The following is a 20,849-nucleotide window of genomic DNA, read 5'->3' as shown; positions in this document are numbered from 1 at the left end:
GGTGAAATTAGGGTATGGCGCGCTCTTCCGAAGCCGATGCCGGTATTTTATTACCTTGACTGGGGTTTTAAATGATTTCGTTGAAAGATTTATCTATTTGATTTTCAGTTGGTTGTTGTAATGATGAGTGCGGGTTGACCCACCGGTCAAATATAAATAGTAAATGCCTAAAGTAATGTGGCATTCCGGATAATTTTGTGCGCAACAAAATTATGGTTATGAAAACCTCCTTTATCTTCCTGATCATTCTGACCGGCTTTACGAGCCTGTTCGCCCAACCAGAAAAGAAACCATCCATGCAAGACTGGCAATATCCTTACGATGTGCATTACGCCGTGCTTTCCGATAGTATTGAGGTCGCTTATGTCGACGAAGGAAAAGGCGACCGCACCTTATTATTCATCCATGGACTGGGCAGTTATCTGCGGGCCTGGGATCAGAATATTGCAAAGCTCAAAAAACGCTACCGTTGCATTGCTCTGGATCTGCCCGGTTACGGTAAATCTTCCAAAGGGGCTTACGCTTATGACATGAGTTTCTTTGCGCATACCGTGCGGCAGTTCATCGATGCACTTGGATTGGAGAATGTAGTACTCGTCGGTCACTCCATGGGCGGGCAGATCGCCCTGCATACCGTACTGCAAGATCCGGAAGGCATCGACCGGCTGGTACTGCTGGCTCCGGCCGGATTCGAGACTTTTACCGCTGAGGAAAGCGCGTGGATGAAAAATGTGTACAACGCTGCTTTGATCAAGGCTACTCCTGCCGAGCAGATCGTCAAAAACTTCGAGATCAATTTCTTCGAAATGCCCGATAATGCCCGCTTTATGATCGATGACCGGATGTACATGCGCGAAACCGTGGAATACGATCGCTACTGCGAGATGGTTCCCCGGTGTGTAAAGGGGATGCTTAACGAACCCGTCTTCGACCGACTTTCCGGGATCGATCTGCCCACGCTGATCATTTACGGGCAGGAAGACCGGTTGATTCCCAACCCTTTTCTTCACGCCGGACTGAATACGGAAACCGTGGCCCGCTCCGGACACGACGCTATGCCGAACAGTACTTTGCTGCTGCTACCCGAAGCGGGACATTTTGTCCAGTGGGAACAGGCGAAAGCGGTTAATAAAGCTTTGCGGAAATTTCTGAAATAAGTCTGCACATCCGGCTCGTTGATGGAGTATCCTTGTTCCAGACACGGACCGGCTCACTAATCAAATTCATCTTTGGGTTTCAATTGCGGTATCTCTTTGCAGGAAGTGATACGCCGGGGGATTTATGGATGAAAATAATTGTAATGCGGGTATTATTTTTGCCGGCCGGCGCTGCTTTTGCTACGCATATTGGATGATGGTTCATAAGTGGGAAACTACCCCTGATGGTCGTAATTCAGCAAGATTTGCGAACCGATGACCCCATTTTTGCGATAAAAGTCCACCCATTTATATTTTTCTTTTCAAGTAGCTGTATTTCAGTTGGTTGTGATTGATTTTTCAACTGGCCGCCCCAAAAGTCAACTCCTTCAATTTTATTTTCATCCCCACATTTTCCTGTTCTAGCAATTACCTTCGTTATACCAAATTATTTTTCTAAACCTATTGATTTTGCAGTACAGAATTAGGTGAGTGGTGTAAAATCATTGAGATAATTTTTAACGAGCAATAAATTGCCTAACCTATGAAAAGTATATTTACCCTTCTGATCCTTGCTGTAGGCAGCCTGACGGCACTGGGTCAATCCGCAAAAGTTACCGGTAAAATTACCGATACCGACGGTCAGGCACTTTTGGGTGCCAACGTCATGGTTAAGGGTACCGCCAACGGAGCTGTAAGTGATATGGACGGGGCTTACGAGATGATGATCGGCGCCGGTACCTATACCTTCATTGCCAGTTACACCGGATACAGTCCGTCCGAAAATACCGTGCGGGTGGAAGACGGCGCTACCGTAACCCTCAATTTCAACCTCACTCCGGGCAACGACCTGGACGTCGTCGTAGTTTCCAGTTCCAAAAAGCCGGAAAAGCTCACCGAAAGCCCCGCCACTATCGAGACGATATTTGCCCGCGAGATCGAAGAATACGCCGGAAACCCCGGTGAACTGCTGGCCCGCCAGAAAGGGATCGATTATTTCCGGGCCGGTATCGCCACGCCCGCCTTCAACATCCGTGGCTTCAATTCCAACTTTAATTCCAAAAACCTGCAGGTTACCGACGGGCGTTTTTCCACCCTGGTGGCAACGGGCCTGCCCTTTGGCCCGCTGGCGACGGTGATCAAGGAAGATATCGAACGGGTGGAGGTGATCCTGGGCCCGAACGCTACCCTGTATGGCCCCAACGCCCACAACGGTCTGATGAACACCATCACCAAAGATCCGCGTACTTCGGCGGGTACCACCATTGCACTTAACCCGGGGGTCAACGGAGACGGTAATGCCTACTATTCCGCCCGGATCCGCCACGCGCAGGTACTGAGCGACAAATTTGCTTTCAAGGTAATGGGTGAATACACCAAGGCCACCGAATTCGAGTTTGCGGATTCAGTATACATCGATCGGGTGGGAGCGGTAGATACGCTTGGCAATCGCGTACCGGACGGAACCAAAGAAGGTTACGAAGAACTGGAACTGGATCCCGGAGTGGATTTTCTCCGCGCCGGTCTCGGATTGTACTATTCACCCAGCAAAGACCTGGATGTGATCTTCAATACCGGTTACAGCAACAGTAACTATCTGTCTCCGACCAATGTCGGTCGTAACCAGATCAAAGACTGGATGATCAATTACTACCAACTGCGGCTGTCCGGAAAGCACTGGTTTGCCCAGGCTTACTACACCATCAGTAAAACCGACAGTACCTACGCCATCGATCAGCGGACAAAGAATTACTACGCCATGCTGGATGCCGGTCTGCCCGACGCCCAGGCCAGAGGCAGCGCCTCTTACGGAAACGGAGCTTTGTTCCAGGATGATTCCCGGCGCCTGAACGCGGAGGCCCAGTACAACAATTCCTTCGGCTCTCTCGATCTCATCGGCGGGGTGCAGTATCAGTTGGATAAGGCGAACAGTCTCGGTTCTTACCTGCTGGACAACGGGCAGTCTATCGATATCAGCCAGCTGGGCGCTTACGCGCACCTGACCTACAACTTCGGCAGTGGCTGGCGGTTGCTGGCGGCAGCCCGGGCGGATAATCACGAAATTTACGATTTCAACTTCGTACCCAAGTTCGGTATCCTGAAGGTGGGTGATCGCGGTACCTGGCGCCTGACCTACGGCAAAGGGATTGCAGCTCCTACCATTCTCAATATGTTCGGCGATCTGTTTGCCGGTCTCATTCTGGGGAATGCGGAAGGTTTCACCCTGACCGACGGCTCCAAAGTGGAAAAACAAAAAGTGGAAAAGATCCAGACCATCGAACTCGGCTACCGCGGACAACTGGTACCGAATAAATTCTTCCTGGATGCCAACGCTTACTACAATATTTCGAAGGATTTCCTGAGCCCGGTCACCGTGGTCGGAGTAGCAACCCACCGGGGCGATACGCCCATCGACCAGGTGCAGTCGGGCTACGCTTTTTACAACGGCCTGGTCGCCACTTACGTGAACTTCGGTGAAGTGAATACCTACGGTTTTGACCTGGGCGGTACCTACTACTTCTCTTCCGAGTTCAGTGCTAATTTCAATTATTCATTCTTCGACTACTCGGTAGATGAGGATAATCCCGAAAACGATTTTGACAAAAATGGCACCGTTAACTTCCTCGATATTCTGGTGAATGCACCGACTCATAAGGCCGGCGCGGGACTGAATTACAGTGGCAGCCAGTGGTTCGGCAGCGTTTTTGGTCGCTGGGTTGATTCGTACGACTATTTCTCCAGTTTCCAGATCGCTTCCCGAACGCACCCGGGACTGACCTACCGCGGCGTACCGATCGTAGAGAACGCCCGCAGCGGTGATTCCTATAACTACGGTCCGCTCGGCGGTTTCCTGACGGTAGATCTGAGTCTGGGATATCGCTTCAACGAGATCTTTACCCTTTCCGCCGCTGCGACGAACCTGTTCAATCAGGAACTGCGCGAATTTACCGCCTCCGCCCCAACGCGCGGTTTGTATACGGTGGAATTGAAGGTGAATCTGCCGGCTATCGGTAAGAAGTAAACCATTAGTGAGATGATGTGGGTGGCCGGGGAATGGTTGCGATCGATTTGTTGACGATTCCCCGGTTGCAATGTGCGAATGTGGAAATGTTTGAAGGTGGAAATGTGGAAATGTTGGAACGTGGAAATGTTGGAAGGTTGGATGGATGAGGTGGGATTGGTAGCTCTTTATTGTTATATTTTTCCACTTTGATATCGCCGGGGGCTGGAGCATTCTGATCTATTCCTAAAGGATCCGGAAATGTGCCATCCACCGATACCATCGCAAAAAGCTAAGAAAGTATGATACTCGCCTGGACGCTCTTTTCCGTTTACCTGGCCGGTACAGCCTGGCTGGGGTGGCTGGGGCACAAGAAGACCGACGATTTTGGAAGTTTTGCTATCGGTAAGGGCGATCTCTCGCCGGTGCAGGTCGGGGTGACCCTGGCGGCGGCTACGGCCTCGGCGGCCACCTTCATTATCAACCCGGGTTTTGTGTATGTGGACGGACTGGCTGCCTTTATGCATCTGGGCCTAAGCGTGTATCTGGGGTTTGTGAGTATGCTGATCCTGTTGTCCTTCCGGTTTCGGAAAATGGGGGAGGAGATGAAGGCCCTGACGATCCCGGACTGGATTGGCAAGCGTTACGGGTCGAAACGATTTTCCCTCTACTTTGCCCTGATCAATCTGCTCAGTTTTGCTTTTATCGTGCTGCTGGTTGGTGGGATCTCGATCGTTATGCAGAAACTACTGGGCGTAAGCAATGTGACGGCACTGCTCATCACCCTGATCTTCGTGACCTCCTACGTGCTTTTCGGGGGAACCTACGCCCACGTTTTTACCAATATGTTCCAGGGATTCCTGATGATCTTCGTAACCCTCATCGTGTTGGCCTCGGGGCTTTCGCTGATGTGGGAATCCGGTGATTTCTGGACGCAACTGACGGCGCAGAATGCGAATTTGTTGTCCTGGATAAATCCGGACAGCAAGCTGTTCAATGATGTATTTTCCACCTACGTCGCCGGTTTCTGTATCGGCGCTGCGCTGGTGTGCCAGCCCCATATCCTGACTAAGGCGCTGTATGTGAAAACCGACCGGGATGTACGGCGATACATCCTGGTGTTCAGTGTGGTCTTCTTTCTATTCACACTGCTGTTGCTGGCGGGTTTCTGGGCGCACACTTCGGTTCCGCCGGAGCAGTTGGTGGATCCGGCAACGGGTGCTTTCCGGCAGGATCTGGTGATGACGGCCTATTTGCAGCATGCATTTCCCGACTGGCTGTTCACCATCATCAGTGTGGTCTTACTCGCCGCGGCGATGTCTACACTGGACGGCCTGTTGGTAGGGATCTCGACCATAACGGCCAACGACCTGGTACTGAACCTGATCGACAAGACGGGAGCCGGGAAATTATCCGAAAGCCGGAAAATGGAGATCGCTTTTCGGGCCAGTCATATCGTATTGATCGTCATTGCCGTGCTGGTCTTTCTGGTCACCCTGAATCCGCCGAAACTGCTGGGCATTTTCGGCCAGGTCGGGGTCTACGGACTGGTACTGGCCGCCGTGCCGCCCCTGCTGGCGGGTGTGCTTTTTCAAAAAACAAATATCCGTTTGGTCTGGAGTATGTCGGTGGTGGCCCTGGTGGTCCATTTCGGTCTGTACTTCTGGCGGCAGGATCTGTTTCCGGACAGTCGTCTGGCGTTTGGCAATCCCGGACTGACCGCCGCTTTCGGGCTGATGTTCAGCGTGATCCCCACCTTACTGATCCAGGCATTTAGTACTACTCCCGGCGTTTCGGGGCAGCCGGTAAACGGCGGAGGATAGCCAAGCCATGTCGCAGTATGGATCGGATAGAGATAGGTGATAACTAATCAAAAAATAAAAGAACTTTAATGCAAAATGCAACGATTGTAGCCTGTGGGGCTTACGCGCCGGAGCGGGTTATTCCGAATAGTTACTTTAATGAAGTACTGGGGGAGGATGTAGATACCTGGTTGCGGGAGAATGTGCACATTTACGAGCGCCGCTGGTGTGCGCCGGACGAAAGCACCGCGGATCTGGCCGAGAAGGCCGCCCGGCAAACCCTGGAAAGGGCCGGTGTCGAAGCGGAAGCCTTGGACCTGATCATCATTTCTACCGACACGCCGGAATATGTATCGCCTTCTACCGCATCGGTCGTTCAGCACCGCCTGGGGGCCACCAAAGCCGGTACTTTTGATATCAATACGGCCTGCGCCGGATTCGTGACGGCTCTGGATATCGGTTCCAAGTACATCCGGGCCGATGAGCGCTACCAGAATGTGTTGGTGATCGGTGCTTACGCCATGAGCAAATATCTGAATAAGGAAGATAAAAAAACGGTGACGCTCTTTGCGGACGGAGCCGGCGCGGTATTACTACAGGCCACCCAGACGGAAGGACGCGGCTTCCTGGCCAGCGAACTGATCACCAAGGGTGAATACCACGACTGGATGGGCATCTACGGTGGCGCGGCCCGGCAGCCCGTGGATCAGGCCGTACTCGAACACCACGATCACCAGTTGAAATTCGTACGGAAGTTTCCTAAAGAGCTCAATCCGGAAACCTGGACCCAGATGGCCCAAAATCTCAGCTGCCGCATCTCCGTGAAACCCACAGAGGTAAATCGCTTTTTTATCACTCAGATCAACATCAATGCGATCTGGGAAACCCTGGACCGGCTGGGCGTAGCCCGCGACAAGGGGCATACGGTGATGCATCAGTACGGCTACACCGGATCGGCCTGTATCCCCATGGCTTTTAACGACGCCTGGGAGAAAGAACTGATCCGGGAAGGCGATCTGGTCTATTTTATCGGTTCGGGTGGAGGTCTGGCGTTTGCCAGTACGGCATTTGTGTTGTAATTTTTCGACCCTATGGAGATCCGACAAACAGACTGGGCGGCCAAATGGGGCCGATACAGCCCGGATAAGATCGCTTTTAAAGATCACGATACCGGCCGCTGCCTTACGTACCGGCAACTGAACGGCCTGGGCAACCGACTGGCGGGATACCTGCACCGTACCTACGGGATCGGGAAAGGAGACCGGATTGCCATTCTCGCGGAGAACTGCCTGGAATACCTGGTATTGTTCGCGGTGGCGCAGAAAACGGGTTGTATCCTGGTGCCGCTGAATTACCGGCTCACCGGGGCGGAGATTGACTATCTGCTGAAAAATGCAACTCCCTGTCTGGTAATGGGTGAAAACAAATTTCTGCCGACCCTGGAGGCCGCTCCGGCTTACCAGCGCATCGCCCACCACTGGACGATGGAGGAACTGGCGGCCTACTGTGATCCCTCTTCCCTGACGGATCAGAACCAGCATTTCTCTCCGGTTGTTCTGGACGAAGACGATCCCATTTTTATCCTCTATACTTCGGGTACGACCGGTTTCCCCAAGGGAGCGCTGTATACGCACAAGATGTTGTTTTGGAACAGCATCAATACCGCCATGTCGCTCATCATCAATTCGGAAAGCCGTACCGTCAACTGCATGCCGCCCTTTCACACGGGCGGTTGGAATGTACTGACCACGCCTTTTCTGCACCACGGCGGGTATACCTGCCTGATCCGCAAATTTGATCCGGCTACAGTACTGCAACTGCTGGAACGGGAGCGGACCACCATCTTCATGGGCGTGCCCACGATGCTGAAAATGATGGCGGACCTGCCGGAGTTCGAGACAGCCGACTTTTCCAATCTGCACTATATCATCGTAGGTGGGGAATCAATGCCTATTCCACTGATCGAGCGCTGGCACCAAAAGGGCGTTCCCATTCGGCAGGGCTACGGGATGACGGAAGTGGGACCCAACCTAAGCTCGCTCCACCAGGATGATGCCATCCGAAAAAAGGGCTCCATCGGGCGTCCTAACTTTTACGTGGATATCCGGGTAGCCGACGATGCGGGCGAAGCCGTTTCGCCCGGTATTTCCGGCGAGTTATTACTGCGTGGACCTATGGTCACGCCGGGATACTGGCAGAATCCCGAAGCCACCGACAAAGCGATGAAAGACGGCTGGTTTTGTACCGGCGATCGAGTCAGCCAGGACGAGGAGGGCTATCTGTACGTGGTGGACCGCATTAAAAATATGTACATCTCCGGGGGCGAGAATGTCTACCCCGCGGAGGTGGAAAGGGTACTGTTGTCCCATCCGGCCGTGGCCGAAGCGGCTGTAGTGGGGGTGCCGGACGAGCAGTGGGGCGAATCCGGCAAAGCCTACATCGTTCGGCGGATCGAAGCAGAATTTTCCGAAGGGCAGTTGCTGAAGCATTGCCAAAGTAATCTGGCCAAATTCAAAGTGCCGAAGCTGTTGGTATTGGTTGATAGCCTGCCCAAAAACGATACGGGAAAGATCGACCGGCAGGCGTTGAAAAATTGGAATTGATCATACCCTGATTGACCTGTTCCCGGATTCTCTAATGGCAGGAAGGACCGGTAAGGGGTTTAGTCATTACTTGTTATATTTGTTTGCAAGACCTTGACTCCTGTAAACACCTCCGATATGACTGAGCATTCGAGTAATAACCGAAGATCTTTCCTGAAAAAAACCTCCGGACTGTTAGCCGCGCTGGGCATTGGCCTGGACGCCACAGCCCGTCCGGTGGCTCCGGACCGCACCCCTGATTCCAAGGCGGCAATACCACCCTACAAAGTGATCGACAACCCCCTGGTCCTGTTTGACAATTTCCACGTGGGCAACCGACGCGGCTATTCCTGGAAAGCCAAATTCGCAGCGGCCCGCAACGCCGGTTTCGACGGATACGAACTGGTGACGGTTGCTCCCGGTTCCGATCAGTGGAAAGAAGCGATGGACCTGATGCCCGCCGCCAATTTCCGGGTGTGGGGAATGCACTGGACTACCCGCGCCGTGGTGGACAGCAATTTCCCGGATATCGACCGGGACATCGAACAGATCGAAGAACTGGTGGAGGCCTGTGCCGCCACGCCGATCGAATATATAACCCTTTCACTCAGCGGCAATGGGGAACTCCGGGGGCCAAACATTCACGAAAGCGGCTCGGCCAAAGCGGAGGATCGCCACTGGGAGCGGGCCTACAAGATCATCGGCGCCTTTGACCGGGCCTGCGCCCGGCACCAGATCCGGGGTTCCCTGTATCCGCACACCCACTGGATCTGTGATACGCCGCAATCGCAGGCAAAGATCCTGGAAGGGGCCAATGCCACCACGATAGGGCCGGCTTTTTGCTCCCACCACTGGTACGCTAACCGCAATTCCGTCGAACTGGACGAAGCGCTGGACCTGCCGATGATGGAAAAATTAAACTACGTGGTCCTCACCAACGGGCGTTTCAACGGCGATAATTTTCCGGCGGTACGGTTTGACTTAGGGGAGATCGATATGGCCTGGATGCTGGCCAAGATCTATGAATTCGGTTACTCCGGGCCCATTTCTACCCAGGGCTGGGGAATCGGCGGCGATCCCTACCTGAACTGCAAGGCTTTTGTAGACGGAATAACCGCCCTGAAGCGGCGGTTTAAGACCCAACCGGAACTGTGGCCCCTGCGGGAATAGTCCTGGATAGATCCGGAATCCCAGCCAGGCTACCGGTTTACCCCCACAAAACGCACATTGGCCACAAAATTCTTCAAAGCTCCGGGATCGGTTTTACCTTTGGGCCATAAAAGCCGAAACTTTGAAAGACAAATGGTGGAAATACGGACTGCATGTGCTGGGCTGGATACTTTTTCTGACCCTGCCTTATCTGCTCTCCTTTAAAAAGGCCGTGCAGTTTGATGAGCTATGGACCAATCCCCGGGATATGAAAAACCTGATCTCCTGGATCCTTCTGATCGGGTTTTCCTATTTCAATCATTTGTGGCTGGTCCCGCAGCTGTACCTCAACCGGAGATACATTTTATTTACGGCCTTCGTATTATTGAGTTTTGCCGCCATTATCTGGTTGCCGGAAATAATTGACCTGCTGCCTTCCCAGCCGATGCTTTCGGATCTGACACCGCCGGCGGGTGTGCCGGGAGTTGCTCCCGGAGCGGTGCCCCCGAAACCCGACTTTGCGATGGAAATCAGCCATTTTGTGCTGCTGTTCATTCTCAGCGTATTGATCTCAATTGCTTACTACACACAGATGCGGCTCCAGATGACCGAAAAACAACGACTGGAGACCGAACTGGCGCATCTGAAAGCCCAGATCCAGCCGCATTTCCTGTTCAATACCCTCAATAGTATTTACGCACTGGCGATCCGGCAGGACGAAAAAACGGCGGATACGGTCGTCCAGCTGGCCGAGTTCCTGCGGTATGTGATCCGCGACGCACAGGGGAACCGGATCGCTTTGGAAAAAGAACTGGCCTATCTCCGTAATTACGTGGATCTGCAACAATCCCGCCTGCGCGATAGTGTGATCGTTTATTTTGAAGTGGCCGGATCGCCGGTCGGTATGGAGATCGTCCCGCTCATCCTGTTTAGTTTTGTAGAGAATGCTTTTAAGCACGGGGTCAGCCCGGACGAAGAATCGCTGATCCGTATCCGCATCGATATTTTACTAAATGGCGTTAAATTACATGTCTTTAACAAGAAAGTAACCGTAGTTTCCCCGGAGGCCAATTCCGGAATAGGCGTGGAAAATGCGCGGAAAAGGTTATCCTTGTTGTATCCCCAGGCGCACGAACTGAAAGTGACGGATACGCCAACTGATTACACCGTAGATCTTTTCATCAGCACGGAAAAATGAAACTAACTGCAATTGCCCTGGATGACGAAATGCCCGCTCTGGAAGTGATCGACGCTTTTGCCGGTCGGCTGGAGGAGCTGGATTTGCAGCAAACTTTTACCAAAGTCGGTGCCGCCCGCCGGTTTCTGGAAGAAAACCCGATAGACCTGGTGTTCCTGGATATCCAGATGCCGGCGATGTCGGGGATCGAATTTTCCAGGATCATCCCCGCGGAAGTGATCGTCATTTTTACCACTTCCTACACCGAATATGCCGTGGAGAGTTACAGCCTGAATGCCGTGGATTACTTGCTGAAGCCGTTTACTTTCCAGCGTTTTCAGCAGGCATTAGGTAAAGCAAAGGAGCTGTACCAGGCGCGCCTGCCGGTAGTGGATCCGTTGCCGCCCCTGCTGCTGAAGGCCAATTACGGACTGGTCAAGGTCTGGCCCCACGATATCCTTTTGATCGAAGGGCTGGATAATTACCTGAAGATCCACCTGCAGGATCAGGATATGCTGGTCGTTCGGATGACGCTTAAGGAAATGGCCGGGATGCTGCCGGAAGATCAATTCCCGCGGGTCCACCGTTCCTACATCGTTTCGCTGGAGAAGGTGGAATTTGTGCGCAATAAAGTCATTCAGATCCACGGTCGCGAGATCCCACTCGGGGGAAAGTACGAAAGCCACTTTTTTGAATTGTTCGGTAATGCTTGAATAAGGTGCGAATGTGCTTAGGTTTTAAAGTACTAATGTGCGCTCCGCCTGCTGGGGATCAACTCCTTGTTATCCGATAATCTTCGTTGAATACAGCCTCCTATCCACTAATAACTGCTGCAGTTTTAGCCAATTCTTCGGCTATACAATCTGCCAATTTCCCAAAGTCTAACCTCCAAAAGAGCTTCTTTTCAAATTTCACCACAACATTTCCCGTATTCACCACAAAGCCCGGCATGGCCCGGGTTTCCGCTATAACTTGCCCCCATATTCAAACCACAAAAATCAAATGAAGATGCAGCGGAAAGAATTTTTGAGAAGGGGACTGGCGGGTATCGGCACGATCGTAGCGCTCCCCACCGTAGTTAGTTCCTGTACGAAAGAAGAAGGTGCGGTGCCGAATACGGACACCGGTACGGGCGACGGCAGTTGTGACCTGTCACCCAGCGAAACCAAGGGGCCCTTCCCGATTAAAACCCCGGCCGATCTGGTGCGGGCCAACATCATCGCCGACCGGGACGGGATCGCCCTACTGGTCACCCTTACCGTCCAGGATCAAAATGATGACTGCGCCACTATGGCCGGCGTCTACGTCGATATCTGGCACTGTGATAGTGACGGGAATTATTCCGAATACGGCGGCACTGGGATGCAGTCCACCAATTACACCAACCAGCATTTCCTGCGCGGCCGGCAAATGACCGATGCCAACGGGCAGGTCTCTTTTATCAGTATTTATCCGGGTTGGTACCGCGGCCGGGCACCGCATATTCACGTGGAGGTACTGGACGCCAATCTGAGTTCCTTACTGGTTACCCAGATCGCATTTCCCGAGGACGTTTCGCAGACCGTTTACGCTACCGAGGATTACAACGGCATTTACGATACTTCCAACGCCAGTGATAATGTATTTGCCGATAGCCTGGACGGTAATATGGGGCAGATCAGCGGCAATACCTCCGATGGATATACCCTGACCCACACGATCGTTGTCAACGGTTGATTATTCGTATATATTCCTGAGTTTTTTCGTAAAAAAAGGAGATCAGCGACTTGGTTTGCTGATCTCCTGCTTGTTTAAAGTTTCTGATTGATCGTAGCTTATGTTATTCGCCGTAGAGGATTAACTCCGCCAGGAAGGCGTAGAATTTAGGGCCTTCGGTGGCGATGTATTGTACGTATCGGGCTTCGGGTACAAATTTGAAAATGTAGGATTGCCCGGTGTCGATGTTGGGATCGAAATCAAACTCTCCCTGGTCGACCCATTCGGTGTTGTCAACACTGGTGAGGATCCGGAATTTGGTTTGCCCTTTATTATTCCCCTGTCGTCGGAAGCACTCGACGGAACCCAGTTTGTGCACACCCCCCAGGTCAATGGTGAAGGAGTGCGGGAATTCGGGTTGAGCCGCATCCCACTGGGAATGCCAGAAGGTTTCCAGGATGCCGTCGATAGCCGCTTCGGCTTTCCCCTGATAACCGTAGGAACTCCACTGGGCTTCGGCGTTCTCCTCACTGGAAAAATCGGAAATGGACCAGGCCGTCCGGTCGAGCTGCGTATCCGGCAGATACTGACCTTCCAGATCCAGTTCGGCGAGGAAGGCAAAGAAATTCGGCCCGCTTAGCGCAATGTATTTGATGTAGCGGGCAGCCGGCAGGTTCAGCGGATAGGTCTGACTGTTGATCTGATTATCGTAATCAAAAGTACCCTGATCTTCGAAGTTCTCACCGTCCAGACTGGTCAGGATCTGGAAAGAAGTCTGTCCCCGGCCGTCCCCCTGACGCCGATAGGTCGTGATCTGGTTCAGTACCGCCACTTTTTTCATATCTATGGTGATATAGTGCGGATAGGGCGGATTGCCTCCGTTCCACTGCGAATGCCAGAAGGTATTGAGGTCACCGTCGATGGCGGCGCTGGCCAATCCGTTGGGCGCGCCTTCTGCGGGTTCTTCCGTGGAAAAGTCAACGATCTCCCAGTCCGTTTTATCGAGCATCTGCCCTTCAAAGATGATCAGGTCCGGCAATACTTCCTGGGCGTCTACCGTGAAGGTGTCAATGGCGCCCGGTTCCGGAATGTAGTGGGATGTATAGGTCAGCGTACTGAAGGGTTTCCAGCCCCGGATCACGGTTTGGTCGTCTCCGGCGGGAACCCATTTGGTGATGATGTTATCATCTCCGTCGGGATAGCTCAGTTGCACGCCGGTCAGACCTTCGGACGGCAGCCCCCAGTCGATGACGAGGGAGTCGATCGTCCCGCCGCCGTTCATGCCACTGAGTACGCGGGAGTTGAGCGAAGCCTGGTAGCGATCGGCGTAGGCCGAGCCCGTTACCTGTTCCTTGATCGAACGGTTGCCTTCTTCATCAATGGTGTAGATGTCGAAGATGTAGGATTTTTCCTCCAGGTTATCCAGCAGGATGGAGAGGGTATCCACCGGGAGTTGCGGCATGATGTCCAGGCTCTGCGAGGAAGCGCCTTCGGCCCATTCCACGACCAGCTTGCGTACGGTCGGTGCGTTGTAGAGTACGTACTCCAGCATCAACCGGTTGCGGCCGGCGTAGGATTTGGGGTCGAAGGGCTTCGGTGCGTATACGATCTCACCGTCCTCCAGGAATTCAGCGTGGACATCTTCCATTTTTTCGCATCCCCAGATGAGGCCCAGCAGGGCGATCAACAGGAATGGTTTTATATTGAAATTATACATTGTTCTTCAATTTTAAACGTAAACTATTGTACCTGGCCGTAGAAGGTCACCTCCGCGAAGTGAATGAAGCCGGTATTTCCCCAGGTTTCGTTGACCACAAAGCGGACGTAACGAACGGGAGGATCATCCAGGGAGAACCCGTATTCATCGCCGGTTTCGAAATGCAACTGATCTTCGTCGGCCGTACCGCCGTCCAGGGTCGGGCGGGTAGCTACACAGTCGCACAATTTGGTCCAACCGCTGAAGTCGGGAGATTCCGGATCTTCGTTCGTTCCCCAGATCTCCATCAGGCGCGGATTGCCGTGCCGGTAGAAGAAGGTTTGGCGCTGCAGGACGTTTACCCGGCTCAGTCGGGCCGTTACGCCCAGGTCCAGCGACCACTGCTGCGGCCAGCCGCTACCGGCCCAGGTGTGGTTGAAAGTATTCGGGTTGTTGTCGTAGGCGTACTCGTAGAGCCCTTCCCACGCATCCATATCGCTATCTCCTTCAAGGATGATCTTATTGAATTTGTCTTTATCCAGCTCCTGCTCAAACAAGGGAGTCAGCGTAGCTTTCTTGACCTCCGAGAAATTATCCCAGCGATCCCGGACGACGATCCCGAATTCCCGTTCTTCCGGATCAAAACCCCGGAGGGTATACGACCCGGTAGTGACGCCCGAGTAAACGGTTTCTACGGGACTGAATTCACCGTCCTCATCTTCCGCGTAGACGATGAAGGAAAGTGGCGCGTTGTTGCTGTTTTTCCAGCGAAAGAGCACCCCCCCGAATTCGGGGATCATTTCGATGGACTCCTCTACCAGAAATACATCCGGTGTGGTCGGGTTGATCTTTACCGTTACCGGTTCGGAGATATTCTCTCCGCCGTCTACCGCGTAGATCTTCACTTCGTGTTCTTCGGTATCTCCGAATCCTTCCACGAGCAGGGTATCGGCAAATTTGGAAGTACGTACTTCCTGGAAAAGTCCGTTGGACAGGCTGTATTCCGCTTTGACGTACAAGAGATCGTTGTCGGACGGCGGGGTAAAACGGAGTACGGCACTACCGGGACCATTCTCAATGATCACGTTGGAAACCGGTCCGGGAGGCATCGAATCGTCAAAAAGCGGTCCCTTTACATCTTCCTTGCAGCCCCCCAGCAGGAAGACCAGCAGGCATACGCCAAAAAGTGGATTTATATATTTTAGGTTTTTCATATTCTAAACTGTTCAGGTGTGAAGGATTTACCAACCCGGGTTCTGTACCAGATTGGGATTGGCGATGATCTCGTTCGTACTGATCGGCCAGAGGTAATCCTTGAAGGAAAAGGATGGCACGAACAAGGTGGTCACGTTGTAAAAAGCCAGACCCGGACCGGAAATATTCCACCCGCGAATGGGGCGATTCATATAATCGGCTGCCAGTTTCCAGCGACGAAGATCCCAGAAGCGCTGGCCTTCAAAAGCCAGTTCGATCAATCGCTCGTGTCGGATGATATCCCGCATTCCCGCTTTGGTAGTGGGTTTGTCCGGTGTTTTGGAGTAGTTGGTCCAACTTTCCATCACCCCGTCGAGGCCGGCCCGGTCGCGGATCCGGTCTACGTAGTCGAAAACTTCGTCGGACGGTGCATCCTGGGTCTCATTGAGCGCCTCAGCGTACAGCAGGTAGAGATCACCCAAGCGAATAATGGGGAAAGGGAAATTGTAGTTGGTTTTGATCGTCGTCTGGCTGATGGCGTTTTTCGGACTAATCAGCTTTTTTACAAAATAGCCGGTCGCGGAAAATTCCGCCTGGTTCCGTTTGGTGGCCAGTTCGCCGGCCCTAACCTTGACGTAGTAGTAGTTGGGATCCAGAATGTAAGCTCCCCGGTCAAAGGCGATATTGGCGTAGAAGCGGGCTTCCCGGTCAAAGTGCAGCCTGGCCGTTTTTTCGCCGGACTGAATGAAAGAACTATCCGCCGCTGTGGCCGTACGTAGCTGGAAGCGGTTGTCGTAGTCGTAGTTCACATCCTCATCGATCGGCACTCCGTTATTGGAGTAGAACAATTCCGCCATCCGCATGGTGGCCGCGTAGAACTGGCTCACGGGATTGGATGCGGTTACGGGGATCAGCAGGGGCATGAGCATCCGCTGGTAGTTTTCCGAAAAAACGAAATGGGTGGCGCCCCAGATCACTTCGGGGTTTTCCCGTTCGGTAGCGACCGAGCGGGCGATAAGTTCGTTGATCTCCGCTTCGGGAAATTCCGTTTTGGATTCGTAATCGTCCACCAGGCGGTGGCCGGCCATTTCGGCTACCTCGATGGCTTCTTTGGCCGCGTCGGCCGCCAGTTGCCATTTATTGGCATCGTAGGTCGGATTGAAAAGCGGTACGCCCCGGTTATCTACAATACTGGCGAAATCCGTATTGCCGTTAAACAGCGGACTGGCAGCGGTAGACAGCACCCGGGCCTTAATGGCCAGTGCGATCGGTTGGGTGATCCGGCCGAGCTCAATGGCTTCAGACATGACCCGCAACGGCAGGTCGACCACTGCCTCATCGATCAGTTCTACGATGTAATTAACCACATCGTCCACCGGATCGCGGTAGACTTTTACATCTTCCGTATTCACGTAGATCGGCAGATTCTCCCGGATGATAGGGATCGGTCCGTAGGATTTGAATAGCCAGAAGTGGTAATAGGCTTTCAGGAATTTCACCTCGGCTTTCCAGCGGGTCCGTTCCTGATCGGTGATGTCGTATACCTGATCAATTTTTTCCAGAAAGATGTTGCAGTCCCGGATACCGACAAACATATTTTTACCACGTCCCGAACCATCCCAAAAACTCAGGTAGGGATTATTGCTGTTCTGAAAACCGCGGGCGATCAGCTGACCTTCCACGTTCTCGCGTTCTTCGTTGAACCAGACTTCATCACCGGCGAGCAGGCCAGGATTTACCCAGGGATCACCGTGGTTCGGCTGGTAGGAATAGCAGGTCGCCAGGAAGCCTTCGGCGGACTGCCGGTCGGCAAAGGCGTCGTCAATGGTTGCTACATCATCCGGCACTACATCCAGATAACCGCAGCCACAGAAAAAGAAGAGCACCAGCACTAAAAGCTGGCCTGGTTTATAGTTTGACATTGAATGGTCATTTTAAGAACTTGTTTAAAATTCGTTTTTGATGGCGAAAATGTTCAGATAAAGGTTCTCACGAAGCCATTTTTGAATCTCATAGCAGCGCTATGGGGTGAAAAAATGGGGAAGTGAGGTTCCTTAGGTGGACATTTGCAGCCCAAAGGATGAAATTTAAACATGTTCTAAATTAGAAAGAGATCTGTGCGCCGAAATTCATTACCCGCTGTACGGGGTAACCCAGGCCGTTGCCGCCCATCTCCGGATCCCACAGTTTGAAAACACTCCACTGCATCAGGTTCGTACCGCTCATGTATACCCGCGCGTTGCGTACCCCCCATCTGGAGAGGGTGCCGGCCGGCAGCGTAAAGCCGATCTCCGCCGACTTCAGGCGCAGGAAGGCGCCATTTTGCATAAACCAGGTGCTGGTAGTCGTGTTGTTGGGCACTTCGTTGGTAGACAAACGTGGCCAGATCGCGTAGATGTTGCGGTTGGCTTCGGACCAGTGACTGTTGGCGTATACCTGCAGCATCGCGTTGTTGGTCAGGTAGTTACCGAAGGGGTCATTATCAAAGTGGTAATTGATGAAAGGCGCCGTTGCCCGGGTATCGATCCAGAAGGAAGATCGGGCCGATCCCTGGAAGAACAGCGAAATGTCAAAGGCTTTGTACCCTCCGGAAAGACCGAAACCGTAGATGATCTCCGGGGTGGTGGGATAACCGATAGGGACCCGGTCCAACTGGTTGATCTTATCGTCACCGTTGATATCCCGGTACTTAATATCACCACCCTGTACAATACCACCGATCTCCTGGGTAGGAGAGTTGGCCACCTCATTATCGTCTACGAACAGGCGTTCGGCAATATAGCCCCACCATTGGGTGATCGGCTGACCTACACCACTTAACCAGGGCGTTTCGCTGTAATCCGGTTCTTCGCGTTTTTCAAATACCCCGCGGGCGTAGGTAAAGTTACCCCGGCCGATGAGCCACAGGTCGGTGCCCAGCGTATACTCGTAATCGATGGAAATATCGACGCCCCGGCTGGAAGCTTCCCCGACGTTGGCCTTGGTCGCTGATTGCAGGCCAAAGGTGGCGAAGGATACGCGATCCATCAGGATGTTGGAGCGGTATTCGGTGAAATAATCGGCCTGGATCTCGATGTTGTTCCACAGCCCCAGCTCGATACCGAAGTTGGTTTTTCGCGCCGTTTCCCAGGTGATCTGATCGTTCGCGTAGCGGGAAATGCCCACCCCGTTCACGATGTAATCGCCATTGGCACCCCAACGGTAGGCCGTACCGCCGTTGTTGAGGTTGACGTTGGACAGGTAAAAGAAGCGATCATTGGCGGAACCGATGGCATCGTTACCCACCAGACCGTAGGTGAATTTCAATTTCAGCTTGTTGATCGTCTTGGCCAGATTTCCCCAGAAGGGTTCGTTGGAGATGTACCAGCCCAGACCCGCCGAGGGGAAGAAACCGAAACGTTCGTCGGCGGAGAAGCGTTCGGAACCGTTGTAACCAAAGTTGAATTCGGCAAAGTAGCGGGAATCATAGGCGTAAGTGAATCGTCCGGAAATACCCAGGTTACGCTGGGGCAGTGAGGCCTGCAGCGTGTTTTCATTACCCTGCAGATACTGCCGGATGATACCTACTAACAGTCCGCTGACACCGTGGCGTTCGCCGAAGGTATTGTTGTATTCCATGGCCGCTTCGCCGTAGAAAGTAGAAGCTACAGTCTTGTTGCCGGATTCGAAATCCAGAGAGCGTTCGCCCTGTTCCGGATTCAGTACTTCCAGCTGGTAGGCACCGGAGCGGTCGTCAAAAGCGGAAACGCTGTAGAAGAACGGTCGGTAAGAGCGTACTACATCGAAATAAGCGTTCCGGGTGGTGTTACCCAGCACGCGGAAGAACAGGCCGGGCGTAACGAAATCCAGTTGTTGTTTCAGTTCGAACTGGGCCAGCATCAGGGAAGTACTGTATTCCTTGTAGCCCCGAACCAGCTCAGCGTAGGGGTTGATGTAGTTGGCGGCACCGGCATTACCAAACAGGATATGGCGGGTGCGCTCGTGGGCCGGATCCGGATCGTAATAGGCCGGAAATAAGACCGGATTGGAGCGAAGAATGGCCTGGTACATGGCCGCACCACCGTGGATCGGGCCCCGGTAATCGTCGAAGGTCCCGTGCACGCGGACTACCGCCTCGGTGGTAGGCGACAGGTTGATGTTTACATTGGAACGCACCAGGGATTTACCCAGGTTGATGTTCGAGTTGAAATCACTGCGTTTATCTACGTTCAGGTTACCGTTATCCCGGGAATATCCGGCAGCCAGGTAGTAGCGGGCTACCTTACCCCCGCCCGAAATATTGAGGTTAACGTGTTGGTTGATCGTGCGGTCGCGGAACAGAGCCGTTTTCCAGTCCGTCTGCGGGAAAGCGTTCGGATCCATACCGTTAATGGTATTTTCGATCTTTTGCGGGGAGTAGGGGAGGAAGCCCAGCCGGTCCCGCGTACGAACGGCTTCGTTGTGCAATTGCATGTAGGTGATCGGGTCGGCCAGTTCGATCTGCTGCGTTGGTTCGGAGATGGCGTTTTCCACCCGGACATTGATCTGGGCCTTACCTTCCTTACCTTCTTTGGTCGTGACCAGGATCACCCCGTTGGCACCCCGGGCACCGTAAAGGGCGGTAGCCGTGGCGTCTTTCATAATGGAGAAGCTGGCGATATCGTCGGGATGCAGGCGCGAAAGATCCTGCGTGGAAAGTTCGATCCCGTCGATCAGGATCAGCGGATCCCGCTTGTAGCCGAAAGTGGTCACCCCGCGGATGAAGAACTGGGCGTTGTCCTGCCCCGGTTCCCCACTTCGCTGGTAGGAAATGATCCCGGACATCCGACCGGCCAGTGCGGTGGTCAGGTTACTGGACGGTACCCTCAACTCGGAAGGTCGGACCGTGGTCACCGACGCGATCACGCTTTCCTTTTTCTGTTTTCCGTAGGCGACAACGGTTACACTTTCCAGTAGCTCGGCTTGTTCGAGCATGGTGATGTTGAGTTCGGATTCATTACCGACTTCAATCACCTGGTTTTCCATACCTACGTAGGAAAGGATCAATCGGTCTCCGGATTCTGCATCGCAGATAAAACGACCATTGAGATCCGTGATCACCCCGCCCTTATTGTTGCCGTCGGGATCTTCGATCTGAACGGTAACTCCAGGGAGCGGCTCTCCACTATCATCCGTGACCGTTCCGGTAATCTCTCTAAATAGTTTGCTTAAGTTGGAAACAGGCTCGCTATCCGGTGGCGCTGCAAAAGCAGGGACACAGAAGGGCCAGGCGAATAACCCGAATACAAGGGCTATACGCACAAATGGTGTTAAGTGCATAGATGGATACTTTAGGTTGAATTACTACTTGAAAGGATAAGGCTAAGCATAGCGATCACCCTACCTGAAAGCTTACCAGGCGGACATCACAATAGTCGTTTAGCTGTAGTTAAATCGCA

Annotated in this window: 13 protein-coding genes; 9 read left to right on the top strand and 4 right to left on the bottom strand. The window is 53.1% G+C overall.

The features are described 5' to 3' along the window. Positions 1-218 precede the first annotated feature (218 nt). The 9 genes from CRP01_RS09470 (at position 219) to CRP01_RS09430 (ending at position 12,563) form a co-directional block, all read left to right on the top strand. Positions 219-1,157 carry an alpha/beta fold hydrolase gene (locus CRP01_RS09470; RefSeq protein ID WP_233752659.1) on the top strand — a complete coding sequence of 313 codons (939 nt, stop codon included), beginning with the start codon at positions 219-221 and terminating at the stop codon, positions 1,155-1,157. A gap of 523 nt (positions 1,158-1,680) precedes the next feature. Further along, positions 1,681-4,158, top strand: coding sequence for a TonB-dependent receptor (locus CRP01_RS09465; RefSeq protein WP_099149786.1), 2,478 nt, complete (start codon positions 1,681-1,683; stop codon positions 4,156-4,158). Positions 4,159-4,439: 281 nt separating this feature from the next. Next, positions 4,440-5,960 carry a sodium:solute symporter family transporter gene (locus CRP01_RS09460; RefSeq protein ID WP_099149785.1) on the top strand — a complete coding sequence of 507 codons (1,521 nt, stop codon included), beginning with the start codon at positions 4,440-4,442 and terminating at the stop codon, positions 5,958-5,960. A gap of 68 nt (positions 5,961-6,028) precedes the next feature. Next, a complete protein-coding gene (locus CRP01_RS09455; protein WP_099149784.1) occupies positions 6,029-7,018 on the top strand; it encodes a 3-oxoacyl-ACP synthase III family protein in 990 nt (329 codons plus the stop codon). A gap of 12 nt (positions 7,019-7,030) precedes the next feature. After that, complete coding sequence (locus tag CRP01_RS09450) at positions 7,031-8,542, top strand: acyl-CoA synthetase (protein ID WP_170110299.1); 1,512 nt, start codon at positions 7,031-7,033, stop codon at positions 8,540-8,542. Between the two features lie 117 nt (positions 8,543-8,659). Continuing rightward, positions 8,660-9,691: a sugar phosphate isomerase/epimerase family protein gene (locus tag CRP01_RS09445; RefSeq protein ID WP_099149783.1), complete on the top strand. Its 1,032-nt coding sequence runs from the start codon at positions 8,660-8,662 to the stop codon at positions 9,689-9,691. A 121-nt stretch (positions 9,692-9,812) separates the two neighbouring features. Beyond that, on the top strand, positions 9,813-10,868 hold the full coding sequence (locus CRP01_RS09440; protein ID WP_099149782.1) for a sensor histidine kinase: 1,056 nt from the start codon (positions 9,813-9,815) through the stop codon (positions 10,866-10,868). Next, positions 10,865-11,560 carry a LytR/AlgR family response regulator transcription factor gene (locus tag CRP01_RS09435; RefSeq protein ID WP_099149781.1) on the top strand — a complete coding sequence of 232 codons (696 nt, stop codon included), beginning with the start codon at positions 10,865-10,867 and terminating at the stop codon, positions 11,558-11,560. Before CRP01_RS09440 ends, CRP01_RS09435 begins: the two co-directional genes overlap by 4 nt. Positions 11,561-11,855: 295 nt before the next feature. Beyond that, positions 11,856-12,563, top strand: coding sequence for a dioxygenase family protein (locus CRP01_RS09430; protein ID WP_099150097.1), 708 nt, complete (start codon positions 11,856-11,858; stop codon positions 12,561-12,563). A 103-nt stretch (positions 12,564-12,666) separates the two neighbouring features. Here CRP01_RS09430 and CRP01_RS09425 read toward each other — a convergent pair whose 3' ends face one another. The 4 genes from CRP01_RS09425 to CRP01_RS09410 form a co-directional block, all read right to left on the bottom strand. Continuing rightward, a complete protein-coding gene (locus CRP01_RS09425) occupies positions 12,667-14,259 on the bottom strand; it encodes a DUF4998 domain-containing protein (protein ID WP_099149780.1) in 1,593 nt (530 codons plus the stop codon). A 23-nt stretch (positions 14,260-14,282) separates the two neighbouring features. Beyond that, positions 14,283-15,452, bottom strand: a complete 1,170-nt coding sequence (locus CRP01_RS09420) for a DUF4959 domain-containing protein (protein ID WP_099149779.1) — start codon at positions 15,450-15,452, stop codon at positions 14,283-14,285. Between the two features lie 27 nt (positions 15,453-15,479). Beyond that, positions 15,480-17,354, bottom strand: coding sequence for a RagB/SusD family nutrient uptake outer membrane protein (locus CRP01_RS09415; RefSeq protein WP_099149778.1), 1,875 nt, complete (start codon positions 17,352-17,354; stop codon positions 15,480-15,482). A gap of 181 nt (positions 17,355-17,535) precedes the next feature. Next, positions 17,536-20,730: a SusC/RagA family TonB-linked outer membrane protein gene (locus CRP01_RS09410; RefSeq protein ID WP_099149777.1), complete on the bottom strand. Its 3,195-nt coding sequence runs from the start codon at positions 20,728-20,730 to the stop codon at positions 17,536-17,538. Between the last annotated feature and the right edge of the window lie 119 nt (positions 20,731-20,849).

Source organism: Flavilitoribacter nigricans DSM 23189 = NBRC 102662 (genome assembly GCF_002646595.1).
Lineage (GTDB): Bacteria > Bacteroidota > Bacteroidia > Chitinophagales > Saprospiraceae > Flavilitoribacter > Flavilitoribacter nigricans.
The sequence above is the reverse complement of the archived record's forward strand: the minus strand, read 5'-3'. Positions and strand labels throughout refer to the sequence as shown.